19 protein-coding genes are annotated in these 18,506 nt (G+C 70.1%); 14 read left to right on the forward strand and 5 right to left on the reverse strand.

Translation table 11 applies throughout. The annotated features are described in order from the left end of the window. Positions 1-5: 5 nt before the first annotated feature. Genes AB0B91_RS44755 through AB0B91_RS44765 form a run of 3 tightly spaced genes read right to left on the reverse strand, consistent with a single transcriptional unit; the run spans position 6 to position 5,099 of the window. Positions 6-3,668 carry a CHAT domain-containing protein gene (locus AB0B91_RS44755; RefSeq protein ID WP_358334167.1) on the reverse strand — a complete coding sequence of 1,221 codons (3,663 nt, stop codon included), beginning with the start codon at positions 3,666-3,668 and terminating at the stop codon, positions 6-8. Continuing rightward, positions 3,665-4,834 (reverse strand): CATRA conflict system CASPASE/TPR repeat-associated protein, encoded by a 1,170-nt coding sequence (locus AB0B91_RS44760; protein WP_358334169.1) that lies wholly within the window; start codon positions 4,832-4,834, stop codon positions 3,665-3,667. Before AB0B91_RS44760 ends, AB0B91_RS44755 begins: the two co-directional genes overlap by 4 nt. Beyond that, on the reverse strand, positions 4,821-5,099 hold the full coding sequence (locus tag AB0B91_RS44765) for a CATRA system-associated protein (RefSeq protein ID WP_358334172.1): 279 nt from the start codon (positions 5,097-5,099) through the stop codon (positions 4,821-4,823). Before AB0B91_RS44765 ends, AB0B91_RS44760 begins: the two co-directional genes overlap by 14 nt. 270 nt (positions 5,100-5,369) lie before the next feature. On the opposite strand from AB0B91_RS44765, the gene AB0B91_RS44770 reads away from it, so the two are divergent. From AB0B91_RS44770 to AB0B91_RS44790, 5 genes are read left to right on the forward strand one after another with little or no spacing between them, the layout of a single operon-like run. After that, entirely contained in the window at positions 5,370-5,963 is a 594-nt protein-coding gene (locus AB0B91_RS44770; protein ID WP_358334175.1) for a hypothetical protein, read from the forward strand. Positions 5,964-6,013: 50 nt separating this feature from the next. After that, positions 6,014-7,204: an acyl-CoA dehydrogenase family protein gene (locus AB0B91_RS44775; RefSeq protein WP_358334177.1), complete on the forward strand. Its 1,191-nt coding sequence runs from the start codon at positions 6,014-6,016 to the stop codon at positions 7,202-7,204. After that, positions 7,201-8,235 (forward strand): phosphotransferase family protein, encoded by a 1,035-nt coding sequence (locus tag AB0B91_RS44780; protein ID WP_358334180.1) that lies wholly within the window; start codon positions 7,201-7,203, stop codon positions 8,233-8,235. Before AB0B91_RS44775 ends, AB0B91_RS44780 begins: the two co-directional genes overlap by 4 nt. Positions 8,236-8,278: 43 nt before the next feature. Next, the gene (locus tag AB0B91_RS44785; RefSeq protein WP_358334183.1) at positions 8,279-8,998 is read left to right on the forward strand and encodes an ABC transporter ATP-binding protein; all 720 of its coding nucleotides are present in this window, start codon (positions 8,279-8,281) and stop codon (positions 8,996-8,998) included. Next, positions 8,995-9,816 carry an ABC transporter permease gene (locus AB0B91_RS44790; protein ID WP_358334186.1) on the forward strand — a complete coding sequence of 274 codons (822 nt, stop codon included), beginning with the start codon at positions 8,995-8,997 and terminating at the stop codon, positions 9,814-9,816. Before AB0B91_RS44785 ends, AB0B91_RS44790 begins: the two co-directional genes overlap by 4 nt. Here the strand turns inward: AB0B91_RS44790 and AB0B91_RS44795 are convergent. Beyond that, positions 9,770-10,375: a TetR family transcriptional regulator gene (locus AB0B91_RS44795; protein WP_358334189.1), complete on the reverse strand. Its 606-nt coding sequence runs from the start codon at positions 10,373-10,375 to the stop codon at positions 9,770-9,772. The genes AB0B91_RS44790 and AB0B91_RS44795 overlap by 47 nt on opposite strands. Then, on the reverse strand, positions 10,372-10,800 hold the full coding sequence (locus AB0B91_RS44800) for a hypothetical protein (protein ID WP_358334192.1): 429 nt from the start codon (positions 10,798-10,800) through the stop codon (positions 10,372-10,374). The genes AB0B91_RS44795 and AB0B91_RS44800 overlap by 4 nt, the downstream gene beginning before the upstream one ends. A gap of 364 nt (positions 10,801-11,164) precedes the next feature. Here AB0B91_RS44800 and AB0B91_RS44805 point away from each other — a divergent pair, with 364 nt between their 5' ends. The 9 genes from AB0B91_RS44805 to AB0B91_RS44845 all read left to right on the forward strand — a co-directional run bounded on the left by AB0B91_RS44805 (position 11,165) and on the right by AB0B91_RS44845 (position 18,474). Beyond that, positions 11,165-11,440, forward strand: a complete 276-nt coding sequence (locus tag AB0B91_RS44805) for a zinc ribbon domain-containing protein (protein ID WP_358334195.1) — start codon at positions 11,165-11,167, stop codon at positions 11,438-11,440. A gap of 153 nt (positions 11,441-11,593) precedes the next feature. Continuing rightward, positions 11,594-12,259 carry an AmiS/UreI family transporter gene (locus tag AB0B91_RS44810; RefSeq protein WP_358334197.1) on the forward strand — a complete coding sequence of 222 codons (666 nt, stop codon included), beginning with the start codon at positions 11,594-11,596 and terminating at the stop codon, positions 12,257-12,259. Positions 12,260-12,341: 82 nt separating this feature from the next. Continuing rightward, a complete protein-coding gene (gene fmdA / locus AB0B91_RS44815) occupies positions 12,342-13,589 on the forward strand; it encodes a formamidase (RefSeq protein ID WP_358334200.1) in 1,248 nt (415 codons plus the stop codon). A 347-nt stretch (positions 13,590-13,936) separates the two neighbouring features. Further along, positions 13,937-14,365, forward strand: coding sequence for a hypothetical protein (locus AB0B91_RS44820; RefSeq protein WP_358334203.1), 429 nt, complete (start codon positions 13,937-13,939; stop codon positions 14,363-14,365). Between the two features lie 109 nt (positions 14,366-14,474). Next, a complete protein-coding gene (locus tag AB0B91_RS44825) occupies positions 14,475-15,236 on the forward strand; it encodes a class I SAM-dependent methyltransferase (RefSeq protein WP_358334206.1) in 762 nt (253 codons plus the stop codon). 118 nt (positions 15,237-15,354) lie between these two features. Continuing rightward, positions 15,355-16,242, forward strand: a complete 888-nt coding sequence (locus AB0B91_RS44830; RefSeq protein WP_358334209.1) for a PASTA domain-containing protein — start codon at positions 15,355-15,357, stop codon at positions 16,240-16,242. After that, positions 16,239-16,826: a hypothetical protein gene (locus AB0B91_RS44835; protein ID WP_358334212.1), complete on the forward strand. Its 588-nt coding sequence runs from the start codon at positions 16,239-16,241 to the stop codon at positions 16,824-16,826. Before AB0B91_RS44830 ends, AB0B91_RS44835 begins: the two co-directional genes overlap by 4 nt. 56 nt (positions 16,827-16,882) lie before the next feature. Next, positions 16,883-17,569, forward strand: coding sequence for a methyltransferase domain-containing protein (locus tag AB0B91_RS44840; protein WP_358334215.1), 687 nt, complete (start codon positions 16,883-16,885; stop codon positions 17,567-17,569). Positions 17,570-17,667: 98 nt separating this feature from the next. Next, a complete protein-coding gene (locus AB0B91_RS44845; RefSeq protein WP_358334217.1) occupies positions 17,668-18,474 on the forward strand; it encodes a hypothetical protein in 807 nt (268 codons plus the stop codon). Positions 18,475-18,506: the final 32 nt, after the last annotated feature.

Raw genomic sequence — 18,506 nt, forward strand, 5'->3', positions numbered from 1 at the left:
AGTCTTCAGGATCCGACGTGCACGTAAGCCGCCCAGAAGATCGGAAACCCCGGGCGGCGGCGGCGCAGCGAGCGTACGGCGAGGTGCAGCGCGGTGGCCGCCGCGTCGGGGTGCGGCTCGCGGGTGCCTCCTGCGGTCAGCACGGTGTACACCTCCTCCGCGACGGCCGGAGCGTGGAGATCGCTGATCGGCCACAGCGAGCCGATCACGTGCGGGAACCCGGCGAGCTGGACCGACGCCGCGATGCTGACCGCCTCGTCGGTCAGTACGTCGCCGCCGCGCGAGGTCTCGCAGCCGCTGAGGAAGGCCAGCTCGGCCCGGTCGAGGCGGCGGGCCGCCAGGTCCCTTACGGTCAGCGGCGGCCCGTGCAACAGCAGCCGGCCGCTGGAGGGATCGGTGGGGTCCTGCACGGCGTGGCAGGCGAAGTGGACCCAGGCGCTCTCGTCCAGCGCGGTGAGGACCCGGTCGCGGGTGGCGTCCGCGCCGGTCAGCTCCAGCCGTTGCGGCAGGTGCCGGCGTACGGCTGCCAGCTCCTTCTCCACGCCTGTCAGCACGGCCGCCCCGTCGACGGCGGGGACGCCGACGAGTAGCACCTGGCGGCCGGCGGCCGGCCCGGACTGTTCGCGGGCGTGCAGCAGGGCTCGCAGGGTGGGGGTGTAGCTGGAGATGACCAGGTCGGGGGCCCGGCCGGCGGCGTGCAGCGGCAGCAGGGTGAGCGGGCCGGTGGGGCACCACCACATCCTGGACGGCGGTTCGCCCAGCGCGTCCAGCACTGGACCGGTGACGTGCTCCCAGAGCCAGTCGAGGCAGGTCACGACCGCTTCGTTGTCCATCGCGGTGTCCATCGCCCTTGCGAACTCCGAGGACCGTGCCCCGACCTGTGCGGCGGTGACGTCCAGAGGCACGACGCGGATGTCTTCGGCAGTGACGAGCAGCGCGTCGCAGCCGTAGCGGCTCACGTTCACCACAGCGACGGGCCCGGCGTCGGCGGCCCGCAGCAGGCTCTCGTGGCGCGGCGGCCGCAGGAAGCCGGCGAAGCCCGGCAGCGCCCTGATCTCGGCGAGGATCTCCTGGCGGCGCCGGCGCAGCGTGTGGCGCTGGTCGAGGCGGCGTTCGCGGTCGACGGCGGGAGCGTCGGGTGGGAGCGCCGGCGCGTCGGCCAGGTCCATGCGTTCGGCGGCGTCGATGGCGTCCTGCACCTCGCCGAGCCGGTCGGCCAGGTCGGGCGCGGCGGCGTACAGGACGTCGCGGGAGGTACGGTTGTCGATGACCTGGGTGAGCATGACGCCTCTGCCCTGCTCCAGCAGCTCCAGCGCGGCGCCCGGGTCGCCCGCCCGGATCGCGGCCGCCGCCGCGTCGCGGGCCAGCCCCTCGTAGTCCCGCAGCACGCGCTCCTGATCGTCGCGGCCGAGCCCGCGCCAGGCCGCCTCGTCCAGCGCGGCCACCGCCGTGGCGAACCCCCTGACCGCCTCCTCGACCAGGCCCGCCTCCATGGCGAACTCGCCCCACCGCTGCCCGACGGCGGCCCGCCAGTCCGCCGCCGCCGTCTCCACCTGAGCGGCCTCGCGGTAGCGGGCGAGCGCTCCGTCGCGCGGCGCCGGCGCGCCCGTCATCCGCCACTGGTCGGTGAGCGCTCCCGCCAGGTGAAACAGCGCGATCGAGGCGTCCGGGTCGTCCGGCGCGCAGGTCGCCACGGCGGTCCGCATCGTCCGCAGCGCCCGCCTGAGGTCCCGGCCCCGGCCGGTCATCGCGTACCGCTTGCGCAGCGCACCCCCGAGCTGGCTGTACGCGGCCGGCCCGCCCGCCGGCTTGGCCCTGACGGCCTCGGTGAGCAGCTCAATGGCCTCGTCCAGGTCAGGGATCTCCTCGACGGCGCCCCTGGGGGCCGGCTCCCCCAGCGCCTCCGCGATCATCGCGGCCAGCGTCGCCCTGGTGATCCGTGGCGACAAAGCTCTGATCAGCAGGGCGCCGCCCAGGTTGACGGTCGCGCGGGTGTACAGCGCGGTCCCGGGCGCGGCGGCGGCCTTGGCGGCGCGGAACACGTCGATCGACTCGTCGAGACCGTCGTCCGTCAGCAGGAGCACCATGCCGAGGGTGTTGAAGACGCCGGGCCGCTGGATGTTGCCGGGCTGCACCGTACGGGCGGCTTCGCGCATCCGTTCCACGGCCTCCCGCAGCGCGGGCGTCTGGCCGGTGTACTTGTACCGCTCCGCCAGCACGGAGGCCAGATTGCCGAGATAGCTGGGACGGTAAGGGCTGGTCGGCGGCGTGGCGGCCAAGGCGTCACGCAGGACGGAGGCGGCCTCCTCCGTGTCCTCGCCCCGGCGGGTCCGCTGGTAGCGCTGCTGCAACGCGCCGCCCAGGTTGGCGCGGTACAGGGCGTAGTTGGCATGGTCGGGGCCCGTCATGGAGGTGGCCGCGCGGTGACTGCTCACCGATTCGTCCAGCTCCGCCAGGTTGCCGGTGAGCTCGTGCCTGAAGAAGAGCGCCGACCCCAGTCCGGTCAGTGCCATCGCGCGCTCCGGGTGCTGCGGTGCGTCCTCGAGCGCCCGCCGGTAACAGTCGATGGCGTCGTCGAGCACCTTCGGACGGCCACCGAACCGGAACTTCAGCATCAGCGCGTTGCCGAGATCCGAGCGGAACATCCCGGCGTTCGGGTCGGTGGGGCGGACGAGCGCCACCCCTCGGCTCAGGACGTCGATCATCTCGTCGAGGTCGTCGACGGTGCCGCTGAACTCCATGCGCAGGCCCAGCACCGCGCCCAGCGAGAGCAGCAGCTGCGGCAGCTCCGGGTGGTCCGGCGGCGCCTGGGCCACGGCCTGGCGGAGCATCTCGACCGCCTGGTCGGCCCGGTCGAGGCGGCCGGAGGTGCGGACGTCCTCGATGAGCATGCCGCCCATGCCCGCGAGGTAGCGCGAGCGGCCGTCGGGGCCGAGGAACGACTCGCCGACGGCCGCGTTCCGTAGCCGCTCCATCATCTCGGGGGTGATGACCGGGATCTCGTCCACCGACATGATGGCGCCCAGCAGGACCGTGATCTCCTGCTTGACCGGCTCGGAAGCCTCGCCGTAGCGGGCCCGCACCTCATCGAGCGCCGCCTTCAGCTCCTCGGCCCTGGCCGGGTCCTCGTGGGCGACGAGCACCAGGGCGTTGGCGAGCTTGGCCAGCCGCCACAGATACCTGTCGCTCGACCGGTCTGTGGCCTGCGCCGACCGGCGCAGCAGGTCGATGCCGCGCAGCAGGTGGTCGCGGTCGCCGGTGCCCATGTGGCTGAGCATGCAGGCCATGCCGTAGTTGGCCAGCACCAGCGGCCGGTCCTCGAGCCGGCCGCCGAGCGCCGCCTCGTACAGCTCCAGGGCTTCCCCGAGGTGCCCGCCGCCGGTCTTGACATGGCCGCCGAGCACGCCCGCCAGCGCCGCCTGGGCCTCGGCCAGTTCGGGCCGTCCGGCCAGAGCCGCCACGGCACGGCGGTGCAGGTCGATGGCCTGGAGGAGGTCCTGCTCGTTCCGGAGCCGGTCGTAGCGCATGCTCAGGGCGTCGCCGTACGAGCTGAGCAGCAGCGGGTCCGGGTCGCGCGCCACCGCCTTGCGGTATCCGGCTATCCCGTCCTCCAGGGCCTTGGTGTCGCCGGTCAGGAGGTATCGGTTGATGTGCTCGGCTGGATTCACCGGCTCCTCCGCCATCTCACGACGCCGAACGCGGTCACGCCGAAGGCCGTCAGGGCCAGGGTGGCCACGATGAAGGGCTTCACGGACTCGGGTATGGGGACGCGGTAGTTCAGTGACTGCACCGCGGTCAGCATCATGATCAGGCTGCCGATGACGGAGGCGCTCAGGACGCCGAAGCGTTCCCAGCGGCGCTCGGTCGTCTCCGCTCGCAGCTGCAGCCGCTCAGCGAGCACGATGTCGGCGATCGCCACGATCTCGCGGGCCCGCTCCCGGGTCGCCTCGGCGTAGGCGAGGTCGTCGTCGAGGCGCCGCAGGAACCAGTCGGCCAGCGCCAGGTCGTCGTCGAGCGCCTGGGCTCGCATGTTGTGCAGCGCGATCTCCACGCTCCGCCGCATCTCGCGTAACCGGGTCGCGGCCCAGATCAGCCCCGCCGCCGCCGTCTGCCGCTCGGTGAGCTCGCGCCGGGCCGAGGTCAACCCGGCGTCCCCGAGCAGCGCCATCGTCGCGTCGACCTGCTCGTCGACGCGGCGGCGCGCCGCCCGTACGCTCGCTCCGTCCGCGTAGACGCGCAGGTGGTAACGGATCTTGGCGACGTGCATCAGGTAACGGGCGAACGGCGCCATCCGGTCGTCGCCCGCCGTCCACGCCCACGCGTCCAGGCGGGTCTCCAGCCTGCGCGGCGCGATCACCGCGAACGCGCGCCGGCTCCGCGTGTCCTGCTCGTAGCCGACCTCCCACAGAGTCATGCCGTCCCTGGCGGCCATCCGGCCCATCGTGTACGGCTGCGGCAAGGCGGCCAGGACCCGATCCGCCCGCCGCGTACGGCCGTAGGCGACGAACAGCCGGCACTCGCCGAGCGCCCACTCGCCGATGTCCGCCCCGGCGCACCCGGCCCAGAGCGCGTCGAGCTCCTTCCACGAACCGCCCGTCAACGCCACGCTCAGGCAGTGCGTGTCGTGTTCCAGCCGCAGCACCGCCTGACACAGCGGCTCGCCGGGCGCCGTCCGCACCTCGGCCTTGCCCACGGTCTCGGCGGGCATGTGCAACCGGTCACCGAGCGCGTCCCACACGTGGCGCAACCGCCGCTCGCCCGTGGCCGCCTCCGGCCCGGACGCGGCCACGAACACGTGGACGATCAGCCCTGGGGCAGGCTCACCCGGCCTCATCGGCCCGGTCCGCGACGGGGGCCGACAGGGTGTGGATCAGCTCGTTGACGCGCTCGCGGGTCGGCTCGGGCATCGGGGTCACCGGTTCTCCGGGGTATTTGGTGGCGATGCGCACGGGCCCGGCCAGCTCCAGGTGGCCGATCTCCGCGTCCGGGTCGGCCGACGCCGCCAGCCCGCGCACGGCCGCGTCCACGTCCGCCCACCTCGCCTCGGGCAACTCCCAGCCGAGAGCCTCGCGCAGCAGCGCCACCGCCTCATCGTGCACGCCGAGCCTCCCATCGGGCGATCCCGACTCAAGTGTGCATGTCGCCCGCGATCACGACCAGCGAGCATGCCGACACGATGCGATAACGAGGAGGCGACCCCAGGCGCCCCGACCCCTGATGAGGCCGGGGCATGTGGGCTTTGGGCCTCAGGCGCCCCCGACTGAGGCGTGTCGAGATTATTCCTTTTAGTCCGTTTTGTATAGCTTTGCGGGCGACGTCCTGGTGCGAACAATTTCGCCCATATCCGCGTCCAACCCTTCATGATCCATGTGGCCCTCTCCCTGGCGCTGGCCCTGTCCCCGGCGACAGTGACCGAGATTCCGAAGAACTTCCTGCTCATGGAGCGCGCCGCGCGTACGCCTCTGAGCTCTACCGATGCCGCGGAAATGAGTTACGAGATCAGCGACGAACTCACCAGGCCGTTGGAGGTGAACCCGTGCGGGCACCGGCGCGCCGTCGATGGCGGCCGGCTGGCGGCCCGCACGATCACGCTCGGGACCAGCGCCCCCAGCAGCTCTTCCGAACAGCTCATCATCTACAAGAGCCCGCGTGCCGCCCATGCCGTGCTCACCCGTCTGCGCGCCGAGGTGAAGCGATGCGCGCGCAAGGGCGACCCGTCGTCGCGAAAACTCTCGATCCAGTGGCGGACGAGTAAGGCCAAGGTGGGCGATGAGGCCCTGGGCATGGGGTACCAAACCCGGCAGGGCGGCTACGACGACCCGACGGTCACCGGTCTTGTCGCGCGCAAGGGCAGAGCACTGATGATCTACACGACCGACGAGGGAGACTACAGCCCCGGCGGCCTGACCAAGAAAGCCAGGAAGATGGCCGGCAAAGTGTGCAGGCTGCCCGGCGTGTGCTGAACGCGACCGAATCCGTTGACCGGGCAACGATTATCGGTTGAGATCCTTTCATGAGCTTCGCCGTCCCTGACAGCGTTCGTCCCATCCGCGATGCCGTACACGCCTTCATGACCGAGCGGGTCGAGCCCGCCGAGAACGTGCTCCACCAGGGCGGGCCCGCTGCCGGGGCGGCGCTCGACGAGCTGCGCGCGGAGGCCAAGAAGGAGGGCTTGTGGGCCCTCGGCCACCCGCGCGAGCTGGGCGGGGGCGGGCTGCCCTTCCTCGACTACGTGTACGTCAACGAGGTGCAGGGGCGTAGCGAGTTCGGGCAGATCGCGCTGGGCACGTACACGCTGCAGGACTCGCTGATGCTGTACGAGCACGCCTCCGCCGAGCAGCGGGAACGCTACCTGGATCCGCTGGTGCGGGGCGACATCTCGCCGAGCTTCGCGATGACCGAGCCCTCCGTGTCGAGCAGCGACCCGACGCAGATCAGGACGGCCGCCGTGCTCGACGGGGACGAATGGGTGATCAACGGGCACAAGTGGTTCACGACCGGCGCGTCCCGGGCCGCGTACACCACCGTGATGTGCCGGACGGAGGACGGCGCGGCGCCGCATCTGGCCTTCTCCATGATCCTGGTGCCGACCGACACGCCGGGCTACGACATCATCCGTGAGACGCCGGTGCTGGGACTGGACGGCGCGCACTGCGAGGTCCGCTACGACAACGTCCGGGTGCCCGCCTCGAACCTCCTGGGGCGGCGCGGCCACGGGTTCGTCATCGCGCAGAAGCGCCTGGGGCCCGGGCGGATCTTCCACTGCATGCGCTGGCTCGGCCAGGCGCAGCGGGCCTTCGACCTGATGTGCCGCCGGATGCACGAGCGGACCGCGTTCGGTGAGCCGCTGGCGGCCAAGCAGCTCATGCGGCAGCACGTGTTCGACTCCTACGCGGAGATCCAGGCCGCGCGGCTGCTCACGCTCGACGCCGCGCGGGCCATCGACTCCGGCTCCGACGCCCGGGTCGAGATCGGCGCGATCAAGGTGGTGGGCTCGCGCATGCTGCACAACGTGATCGACCGGGCCATCCAGGTGTACGGCGCGGCGGGGCTGACTCCGGACACCCCGCTGGACCGGATGTACCGGCACGCCAGGGCCGGGCGGATCTACGACGGGCCGGACGAGGTGCACATCGACTCCGTGGGGCGGCGGATACTCGGCGCCTACGCGGCGGGCGGCAACTGGGAGTTCGGGCTGCGATGACGGAAGCGGTCCACTCGATCGTCCGTGAGGTCTTCGGGCCCGGCGCGTCGGTGCCCTTCAGCGCGCAGCTGCCCGGCGGGGCCTCGCGCGAGACGTGGGCGCTCGACGTGCTCGACCGGGACGAACGGCACGAGCTCATCCTGCGCCTCGACTCCCCCGGCGCGGCTCTGGAGGCCGGTGGCAGCCTGGCGAGCGAGGCGACGCTGATGCGGGCCGCCGCCGAAGCCGGGGTGCCTGTGCCGCGGATCGTGGCGGCCGATCGGTCGTACATCCTCATGACCCGGGTGGCGGGCGAGACGATCCCGCGCAGGATCCTGCGCGACGAGGCGTACGCGGCCGCCCGGCCGCGGCTGGCCGCCCAGTGCGGCGAGGCGCTCGCGGCGATCCACCGGATGCCGCTGTCCGCGCTGCCCTCTGTCGCGGCCTCGGCCGATGCGCCCGCCGCCGCCTCAGGCGGTTCGCCCGCTGCCGCCTCAGGCAGTCCACTCGCTGCCGCCTCAGGCAGTCCGCTCGCGCAGGTCACCGACGATCCGTTGCGGCAGTGGCGGGAGGTGCTCGATCAGGCCGGGGAGCCGCATCCCGTGTTCGAGCTGGCGTTCCGGCGGCTGGCGGCGACCCGGCCGCCGGAATCGCGGCGGAGCGTGGTGCACGGCGACTTCCGCAACGGCAACCTGATCGTCGGCCCGGAGGGCATCCGGGCGGTGCTCGACTGGGAGCTGGCCCACGCGGGCGATCCGGTCGAGGACCTCGGCTGGCTGTGCGTGAAAGCGTGGCGGTTCGGCTCGCCGCTGCCGGTCGGCGGCTTCGGCGACTACGACGATCTGATCACCTCGTACGAGAAGGCAGGCGGGCGGCCCGTCGACCGTGACGCGCTGCGCTGGTGGGAGACGTTCGGCGTGCTCAAGTGGGGCGTCATCTGCGTCATGCAGACGATGCGCCATCTACGCGGCGGCGCGCGCTCCGTCGAGCTGGCCGCGATCGGGCGCCGGGTGTGCGAGAACGAGTGGGACCTGCTGCGGCTGCTCGGCTGAAAACCCGTTGCGAGCGCCCGCGTACGGAACGCACCCTGGTCCGGTGGCCATCCTGGAGGCGACTCATCTGGTCAAGCGGTTCGGACCCGTGACGGCGGTCCGCGACCTGAGCCTCACCGTCGGAGAAGGAGAGGTGACCGGGCTGCTCGGGCTCAACGGCGCGGGCAAGTCGACGACACTCCACATGCTGCTCGGCCTGATCACGCCAGACTCGGGGAGCGTCCGCCTGTTCGGCCAGGACCTGGCGCGGCACCGGATCGAGGTGCTGAGCCGGGTCAACTTCGCCGCCAGCTACGTGGACCTGCCCGGACCGCTGCTGGTGCGGGAGGTGCTCGACGCGTTCGCCCGCCTCTACGCGCTGCGGCGGCCGGCGGCGCGAGTCGACGAAATGATCGAGCTGTTCGAGCTGGGGCCGCTGCGCGGCCGCCGGATGATGGATCTGTCCTCCGGGCAGCGCACCCGGGTGCAACTGGCCAAAGCCCTGCTCAACGCGCCCCGGCTGCTGGTGCTCGACGAGCCCACGGCCAACCTCGACCCCGACGTCGGCGACCGGATCCGTAGCCTGCTGTCCCGCCTGGCCGAGGAGACCGGCAGCGCCATGCTGATCACCTCGCACAACATGCGCGAGGTCGAGCGGATGTGCGACCGGATCCACTTCATGGCCGACGGCCGGATCGTGGCCACCGGCACCGCCGGCGAGCTGGCGAGCCACTACGAGGTCGACGACCTGGAAGAGGTGTTCCTGAAGGTGGCCCGCGGATGACGACCCTCACCCTGCCCCCGCTCAGCCTCGCCGCCCGGCGCAGCCGGATCTCCGGCGTGATCCGGCGCGACTTCGCCGCGCTGCGGCGCAGCCCGATCAGGATGTTCGAGATCCTGTTCTGGCCGACCATCGAGCTGCTGCTGTGGGGATTCGTCACGCTTTTCCTCAGGACGCAGCAGGTCCCTTTCGTGGTGGCGTTCCTGATCGGCGCGGTGCTGCTCTGGCAGGTGCTGCAGAAGGCGAGCAACGAGATCTCGCTGGCCTTCCTGGAGGACATCTGGGCGCGCAATCTGCTCAACGTGCAGGTCAGCCCGCTGTCCAGCGTCGAATACCTGATCGGGCTGATGCTGTTCTCGCTGGGCAAGGTGGTGTTCGCGGTCGCCGTGATGGCGGGCCTCGCGCTGGTGCTCTACGGGTTCGGGGTGACGAGCCTGGGTGTGGGGCTGGTGCCGTTCATGGGCGTACTGCTCCTGCTCGGCTGGTCGCTCGGGCTGGTCGGCATCTCGGCGGTGCTCCGCTTCGGGGAGAACGCGCAGGTCATCGCCTGGTCGCTGGTCTTCTTCGTCCAGCCGCTGGCCGGGATCTTCTACCCGCTGTCGGTGCTGCCCGCGCCGGTGCGGGCCGTGGCGTGGTTCCTGCCCGCCTCGCATGTTTTCGAGGGGATGCGGACGGTCATGTCGGGCGGTGCGCTGCCGTGGGACCGGATGGTGTGGGCGCTGGGGCTCAACGCGGTCTATCTGGCGGGCGCGCTGGCGGTGTTCGGGTGGGCGCTCAACCACGCCCGGCGGCATGGGAGGCTCTCCCGCTTCGGTGACTGACCGCCGCGACGATCACGTCCACCAGGCCCTCGACGACCTCCGCCCGATCCACCTCCGGATGCTCCAGCCACCAGTCGCCCGTGGTCTGCACCATGCCGACGAAGGCGTGGCCGAGCACCTGGGCGCGTACCGGCTCCGCCACCCGCTCGGCGGCCAGCACCGCGCCCAGCTCCTCGCCGAGACTGCGCACGAGCGCGGTCATGTGGGAGCGCATCCGGGTGTCCTCGGCGCTGGCCCGGTGGAACAGGAACCGGTAGAGGTTGAGGTTGGCCGAGATCAGGTCCAGGTAGACGGTGATCGTCGTCCTGGCCCGGCCGCGCAGATCGGTCGCGACCTCGGCGAAGGCCGGGCGCAGCTGGGCGATGACCGTGCGCACGTGGCGGTCGGCCAGCGCCTCGTAGAGGCCGCTCTTGTCGCCGAAGTGGCGGTAGAGGATCGGCTTGGTGATGCCGGCCTCGGCGGCGATCGCGGCCATGGACGCCTCGGGGCCCTCACGCAGGATGACCCGGTCCGCCGCGTCCAGCAGCGCCCTGCGCCGATCCGGGTCCCGTCCGCTCATCCGCCCAGGATAGATCGCCGGCTACGTGGCAGCAGCGCCGACAGCACCAGCAGGACGCCGATGACGGCGTACAGGCCCGTCACGCCGGCCAGAGTGCCCGGCGGCTCGCCGGCGGGCACCTCGAAGGTCGGCAGCCTGCCCGCCAGCTTCATGGCCAGGTCGAGGTCGAACGCGAACAGCGCGGCGGCGGCGGTGAGCGGCAGCCCGCAGGCCAGCGCGGCCAGCGGCGACAGCCACGACCAGGCGGCGAGCAACACCACGATGGCCGCCACGGCCGTCAGGTAACCGAGGCCTACCGGCGCGGGCCGGAACGCGGCGTACGCCGCCCGCAGGGCCCTGGCCCCCGCCTCGGTCAGGTAGTAGACGAGGGGCAGCGCGGCCAGACCCGCCACGACGCCGATCAGATGACGCACCTCACGGGACACAGCAGCATCGTCCCCCGGCCACCCGCCTCCCATGTCGGCCCACGCCAGCTATTCCGCCCGTTTCGGTGGCAGCCGGGCCGGTGGCACCGGCCTCCTGCATGCGTCCGGATCCGTCAAACGTCCGGCAAACTCTCGCAGGCGACCAGGCAATTATGCGCGGCGCAAGGTTAAAAGTCTCACCACGTTTATCGCCTCTGCGAGCACGGTCCTGCTATTCTTGCCCCCTTTTCTGCTCAGAGCCGGTTTTCCGGGGAAATTGCAACGGTATATGACGACCTTGACATGGAGTGTAGGCAGAGGTTGTCTGATTTTGGGACGCCAAAGGCCGGAGAAGATCGAGTTAGGTCTTTGCGGAGGGATGCCTATGGCAACGTATGAGTATCGCTGCCCCGATTGCGGAAGATTTGACGTACGCCTACCGATCGGGACCGCCACGGCGATGGGCGAATGTCCCGCGTGTCAGCGTCCATCCCCTCGAGTCTTCTCCTCGCCGTACCTCAGCCGGGTGCCCTCGGCAGTGGCTGCCGCGCTCACCCGCGAGGAGCGGAGCCAGGAAGCACCCGAGGTTGTCACGAGCGCGCCTCCCAAGCGGCGCGAACAGCCGCCGCATCCAGCGCTGCCCCGCCTGCCTCGGCCTTGATCAACAGAAAACTTGATCAACAGAAACAACGCGGCCACGTGGGTGTGAACCGATCACACACGCGGCTCCGCCGATCCGGATGCGGCGACCGTCACACGGGCCGTCCGGTGTGAATGCCGCCGCCGCACCACTACACCAGGAGGTGCGTCACTCATGGGAGCCGTCGGACTTCTCTACGTGGGAGCAGTGCTCTTCATCAACGGGATGATGCTGCTGAAGAAGATCGATCCACGCGCGGCAGGCGTCTTCAACCTCTTCGTCGGGGGCCTGCAGGTGATCACGCCCACGCTGCTGATCATCACCAATCTCGTGAACCCGGCGCAGATCCTCGGCGCGTCCGGGATCTATCTGTTCGGTTTCACCTATCTGTACGTCGGGATCAACCTGCTGGGCGGTTTCGACTCCACAGGAGTCGGCTACTTCTCCCTGTTCGTGGCCATCATGGCACTCGGATACTCCTTCGCGAACTTCCGGCTCCTGGGCGATCCGGCGTTCGGGGTCATCTGGCTCTACTGGGGGTTCCTGTGGTTCCTCTTCTTCGTGCTGCTGGGGTTGAAACACGAGCAGATCACCAGGTACACGGGCTGGGTCACGGCGATCCAGGGGTGGGTCACGGCGGCGATCCCCGCGTTCATGATCCTGACCGGGTACTGGCGGAACACGAACCTCATCGCCTTCATCCTCGCCGTGTTCGGCGTGGTGGTCTTCATCGGGCTGTGGCCGCTGACACGCGGGCGTGAACCCGCCGCGGCGGCACCGAGCCCGAGCGACGAGGCGATGGGCGCCGGCGACCGGACGCATCGCCCGCGCTGGACCTGACGAGAAGACCCGCGACGGCGAGAAGGAGGTGGTCGATGCGCACATCCCTGACGGCACCCGTATCCAAAGAAAGGCATTCATCATGCCAAACGTCGTATTCAGCATCGATCAATCGATGTCCATGCGCGACCAGAAAATACCGGGACACAATCGATGGCACCCAGATATTCCGGTGGCCGACATGGTGCGCCCCGGAGATGAGTTCCGAGTCGAATGCAGGGAATGGACCGACGCCCAGATAGGCAACAACGATTCCGCGAACGACGTACGCGATGTCGACCTGAGCGTCGCGCACGTGCTGAGCGGACCCATCGGGGTGGACGGAGCCGAGCCGGGCGATCTCCTGATCGTCGACATCCTTGACCTCGGCGCGGTTCCGCAGCAGGTCGGGGAGGCACCAGGACAGGGATGGGGGTACACCGGTGTGTTCGCCAAGGCGAACGGCGGCGGCTTCCTGACCGACTACTTCCCCGACGCGTACAAGGCGATCTGGGACTTCCACGGCCAGGTGGCCACATCCCGTCACCTGCCAGGTGTCCGGTTCACCGGCATCACCCACCCCGGACTGTTCGGCACCGCGCCGTCGGCCGAGCTGCTCGCCTCCTGGAACCGCAGGGAGCAGGCGCTCATCGACACCGATCCGCAACGGGTCCCGCCACTCGGCCTGCCACCGCTGGCCGACAACGTCATCGCCGGTACGGCAAGCGGTGAGGTGGCGCGGCGGGTCGCCGCGGAGGGCGCACGTACCGTGCCTGCACGGGAGAACGGCGGCAACCACGACATCAAGAACTTCACCCGCGGAGCCCGGGTGTTCTACCCGGTCCTGGTGAAGGACGCGAAACTTTCCGGAGGTGACCTGCACTTCAGCCAGGGCGACGGCGAGATTACCTTCTGCGGCGCGATCGAGATGGGCGGTTACATCGACTTCCACGTCGACCTCATCAAGGGCGGCATGGAGAAGTACGGTGTCACCACCAATCCGCTCTTCCTGCCCGGTAACGTCGAGCCGCGCTACTCCGAGTTCCTCTCGTTCATCGGGATCTCGGTCGACCACGACACCGACACCAACTACTACCTCGACGCGACGGTGGCCTACCGCAGGGCATGCCTCAACGCCGTCGAGTATCTCAAGAAGTGGGGCTACACCGGCGAACAGGCCTACCTGATCCTCGGCTCGGCCCCGATCGAGGGGCGGGTCAGCGGAATCGTCGACATTCCCAACGCCTGCTGCTCGCTCTACCTGCCCACCGCGATCTTCGACTTCGACATCCGTCCGAACACCGAGGGTCCCGCCAGGAAGGAGCGCGGACAGTGCGCCGTGACGAGCTGACCACCACCGCGAGCGGCGCCTGAGAACGAGAACGGCCACCGCGCACGCGGTGGCCGTGATCCACACCCCAGCGGCGATTAATATCTTCCCCTGTTCTTCCCCAAGAGTCGTTTACCACGCCAGCGTGCGATCCAATTGACGAGCGCGCCTTCCACGCCAGGCCAGAAGCCGTTTCGGCACGCCTCCCCCCGGGTCGCCATCACCCTGCCAACGGTCAACCCACCGTGCCCAGCCCGAAAAATACGCAAAAATCTGGCTATCATCACGTGTATTCGCAAACCCCGACATGTCCACCAAACGGGGCAATTCCCAGCAGGCGTGCGCCTGTCGCTCCGGAGGATTGATCAATGACCAACGACGCCGTGTGGGTCCGAAGCGTGACCGGCATCCAACTGCACCACACCACCGACCTCCAGGACGCCAGCCGATTCCTGGGCAATGCGGTGATGGCGCTGCGGGCCGCGCACGTACGAACCGGCGATGACCGGTACGTCGACCTCGCCGCCCAGCTCAAGACCATGGTGGCGGAGACGCGAACCCTGGAGACCCAGGCCCGGGACCGTATGCACGGGCTGCACTCGGATGACCCCGCACAGTTCGTCCGCTGCCGCGAAGGCGAAGAGCCGTGGCCCGACGAGATCCAGGCGGGATTCGTTCCGCGCCACACCTGCAATGACCAGTGCCTGTATCACGACCACGACGTTCTCGACGCCATCATGCAGTGCATCTGCGGGCGCCCCCCGTGCCGGGCGTGCGCCATCGCCGGCCTGCCGTGAGGCGAGACCGCACTCATTTTGCCCGCCGCATAAGCGGCGGTGATTGAGCGCGCGTACGGCGCCGCCTAGATTCCCAGTGCTTCATAGGAATCTCCTCTGGCGGTCCACCGTGAAACACAACCGTTCCAGCCTGGCCTACCAAGCCCGTTACGCGCTCACGCACCCGCACAAGGTCCTGCCGCATCTGCGCCGGCTGACCCGCGACACCTGGCTGCGGCTGCGCAACCCCGACCACGTCTCCTACTACCGGGCCGTCATGAAGTCGGACACCGCCTGCAGTCCCGAAGGCGCGGTCGGCTCCCACACGCACCGGCGCTGGCTGGCGCTCGGGCGCATGCAGTTCGACTATTTGAAGAAGCACGGCCTCAAGCCCGACTTCACGATGCTGGAGATCGGCTGCGGCAATCTGCGGGCCGGCCGCCTGTTCATCGACTACCTGGACACGGGCAACTACTACGGCCTCGACATCTCCCCCGACATCCTCTTCGCCGCGCAGGAGACGGTCGTGGCGAACGGCCTGCGCGAGAAGCTGCCGCACCTGACCCCGGTCCGTGATCTGCGCTTCGCGTTCCTGCCCAACGGCCACTTCGACGTGGTGCACGCCCACAGCGTCTTCTCGCACTCGCCGCTGAACGTCATCGAGGAGTGCTTCGCCCATGTGAGCCGGGTCATGAAGCCGGACGGGTGGTTCGACTTCACCTTCGACCGGGCCGAGGGCAAGGAGCACCACGTGCTGCGCGAGGACTTCTACTACCGCACCGAGACCCTCGTGGCTCTGGCGGACCGGTACAGCCTGGACGCGACCTTCATGGACGACTGGGAACAGCTCCGGCACAAGCAGTCGAAGATCCGCATCACCAGGAGGTCGTAGGCGGCTGCCCTGTATTCCACAACGCGGGACGCGTGTTCCTCCGAGTTGAGTACGGGACTGCTCATGCCACGGCCGACCGGCCCGCAGTGCCTCCGATACTGAGGGCCAGGGGGTGACCATGCGGTTCGAGGTCGCGAAAGCGCTGGCCGTGAGCATGATCGCGCTGGCGGCGGGGCCAGCGATGGCCTCGTCGCCGGCCCCGCCGGCCCCGCCGGACACGCAGACGGACGAGCCCACCAAAACGCCCACAGACACCGACACGATCACGCCAACTGGCCCGGACACACCTGCGCCGCAGAAGTGCGCGCCTCTAGGCGATCCGGACCCCGGGTACGGGCCGAGAAGCGGGCCCGTACCCGGGGTCGTGGGGAGGACCAAGAACCAAGCGAAGGCCGAGCTGAAGCAGGGCGGCTTCGCCATGGAAGCGAGGCCCTCCGGCGCGGCGGACGACTGGATCGTACGCAGGCAGATCCCAAGAGGAGACGCCCCCTGCGGCTCCACCGTGGTCATCCTGCTGGTGGAGTACGTGGAGGTCCCCGACGTGGTCGGTGACCGGCTGGGTCGGGCGGAGCACGAGATACAGGGCCGAGGGCTCTTCTCGGCGGTGGCCGAGGGAGAGGCCGCCGATCCGCCCGTCGTGGCCTCCCAGGATCCCAAGCCCGGCAGGCGGGTGCCGAAAGGCAGCACCGTAACGCTGCATCTGAGTCCCGCCACGCCGACCAGGCCGACGGTCGGCCCGGACCCCAGCAAGTCGGACGCCTCGAGCAGCACGGAGCCGCCCGGATGGCTGGTGCCCGCGGCCGCCGCCGTGGCGGGGGCCGCGGCGGCCTGGGCGGTACGCCGGGTCCTTCGCGGGCCTCGGCCCGCCCCGGCCTCCGTCGTCTGCGTGCCGTGCGTGGATCCGTCCCCGGGGGTGGAGGTCCGTGACCCCGCGCCCACGGCCGGGGTCACGTTCGTGTGCCACCACGATCAGGGCCGACAGGAGATCAGGGAGATCGTACGGTGACCGCCGCCTTCACCACCCACCCGAGCACCACCGACCTGCTCCTCTACGCCGATCCGGACCGCGCGGCCGAGGAGCTGTCGCGGGCCGTGGACAACCGCCAGGTGCTCGACGAGATCAGGCGGCAGGTCCGGATGCCGCCCACCGAACTGGCGCACAAGGCCGGCGAGGCCGGTGCCGAGCTGCTGCAGGGCATCGACCTGGGGTCGGTCCTGCTGACCGGCTGGGCGAAGTACCGCAACCTGCGGGCCGCCGCTCGCAGAAGCCTGGATGATCCGGGCAAGGGCGAAGTAGTGCCGCTGGCCGAGCACGAGGTCGTCTCCCATCACGAGCCGTACATAGAAGTGCGGGTCAACGGGCAGCCGATGGGCCGGGTGACGTTCGGCGTGGATCTGATCCTGCATGTCACGATGGTGCAGGCGGGCGTGCGCGCCGGCCGGCTCATGCTCCTGACAGGGGGTGACTGCACGGCTTCCATCGCCTGCGCGATCCAGGGCGTGGAGGTGGCCAGGAAGGACTGCGCGCTGGTCACGCTGCCGATCAACCGCGACCTCGGAGAGGGTTACCCCCTGCTCAAGGCGAGCTGACCGATCAGCAGGGCGGGGCACGGCGGAAGCCGGTCTCATGCCTTAGGTTCGAGAGCATGACGATCTTCCCCCACTCCGGCACCGGACCCGGCTCGATCACCCCCGACGGCTCCCCCGTGGAGTTCTACACGCGGTTGAGACCTCGAGGGGAGGCGGAGATCGTCGGGCAGGTGACACCGTCCGGCGGGTCCGTCCTGGAGCTGGGGTCGGGCGTGGGCCGGGTCACGCACGCGCTGCTGGAGCACGGCTTCGAGGTGGTGGCCGTGGACGAGTCGGCCGAGATGCTGGCCCGCGTCAGAGGCGCGGAGACCGTGCTGTCCCGGATCCAGGACCTGCGGCTGGAGCGGCGGTTCGACGCGGTCATGCTCGCGTCGTACCTGGTGCACACGGCCGACGAGGCCGGCAGGCGGGCGCTGCTGTCGGCGTGCGCGCGGCACGTGGCACCCGGCGGGGCGGTGCTGATCCAGTGGACGCCGCCCGAGAAGCACGACGCCCGGCAGGCCGGCACGGGCCGGACCGACGGCGACATCACGATCACGCTGGCGGCGCACGAGGAGGTCGAGCCGGGGCTGTTCAGCGCGACCATGCGGTACGTGCACGGGGATCAGGTGTGGACACAGTCGTTCACCTCCCGGCGGCTCAGCGACGACGACCTCCGGGCCGCCCTCGCCGAGTCCGGCCTCCACCTGGACCGCTTCCTCACCGACGACCGCGAGTGGGTGCTGGCCGTTCCTGCCGCGTAACCGGGCCCGCCCTTTACAATGTAGATCAATATAAGCTGGCGCGCGAGTGATATCCGGAAATTACTGGGAAAGACTGGAACTCTTGCTACGCTCGCGCCATGAGTGACCGGCTGGATGATCTCGAGAGGCGGATCGATGAGCTCCGAGCCGGTGTGCGCAGGGCCATGCGGGTCAAGGACACGGCCACGGCCAGGACCCTGCGCGCCGAGCTCCGCGGCGTGGAGCGTACGTGGGACGCCCTGGTGAGCGCCGCCCCGGCCGGTGACCCGGATCCCGAGCCCGTGGCGCCACGCCTGGTGACCGTGCGCGAGCAGGTGCATCAGGGCCTCACCCTGCTGGGCGCCTGCGCGCAGCCGAGGCTGATCGTCGCCGTGGGGCTGGCGTTCTGCGGCGGCACACTGCGGAGCAACCAGCTCACCAGCCTGCGCCGCGACGAGGCCCGCTCGTTCAAGGCCTCCCCGTACGGCAGGCCGTTCTACTTATGCGCGGCGCTGACGGACCGCCTCTCCCCCGCCCGGGGGCTGCTGGCGGTCAGCACGTGGCCGCAGGCGCGCCGGATGGTGGGCCCGCTCAGCCCCCGCGTCGACTTCCTGACCTGCGCCATCGCGGTGGCCGGGCAGCTCGATCCCGATCACGCGGAGCTCGGGGACCTCCAGCCGGGGGCCGCGCGGCTGCTGTCCAGGATGGCGCGTAACATCCCCGGCGCCGCCGACGGCGATCTGGGGCCGCCCGACCCCGATCGGGTGATCGAGGCGGCACGGGCAGAGCTCGCGGTGCACGCGGAGCGCGACACGCACGACCGGGCTGAGCTGGCCGAACGCGCGGCATCGCAGCTCGGTGACACGGCTCGGCTGTTCGGCGCCGCTACGCTGAGCACCGTCGCGAAGAAGGAGATCACCGGGTGAGGGCGACACTGAACGCCACAGCAATACGGGAG

Origin of the sequence: Nonomuraea sp. NPDC049141 (genome assembly GCF_040648415.1) — a bacterium.
In the GTDB taxonomy this organism is placed as follows: domain Bacteria; phylum Actinomycetota; class Actinomycetes; order Streptosporangiales; family Streptosporangiaceae; genus Nonomuraea.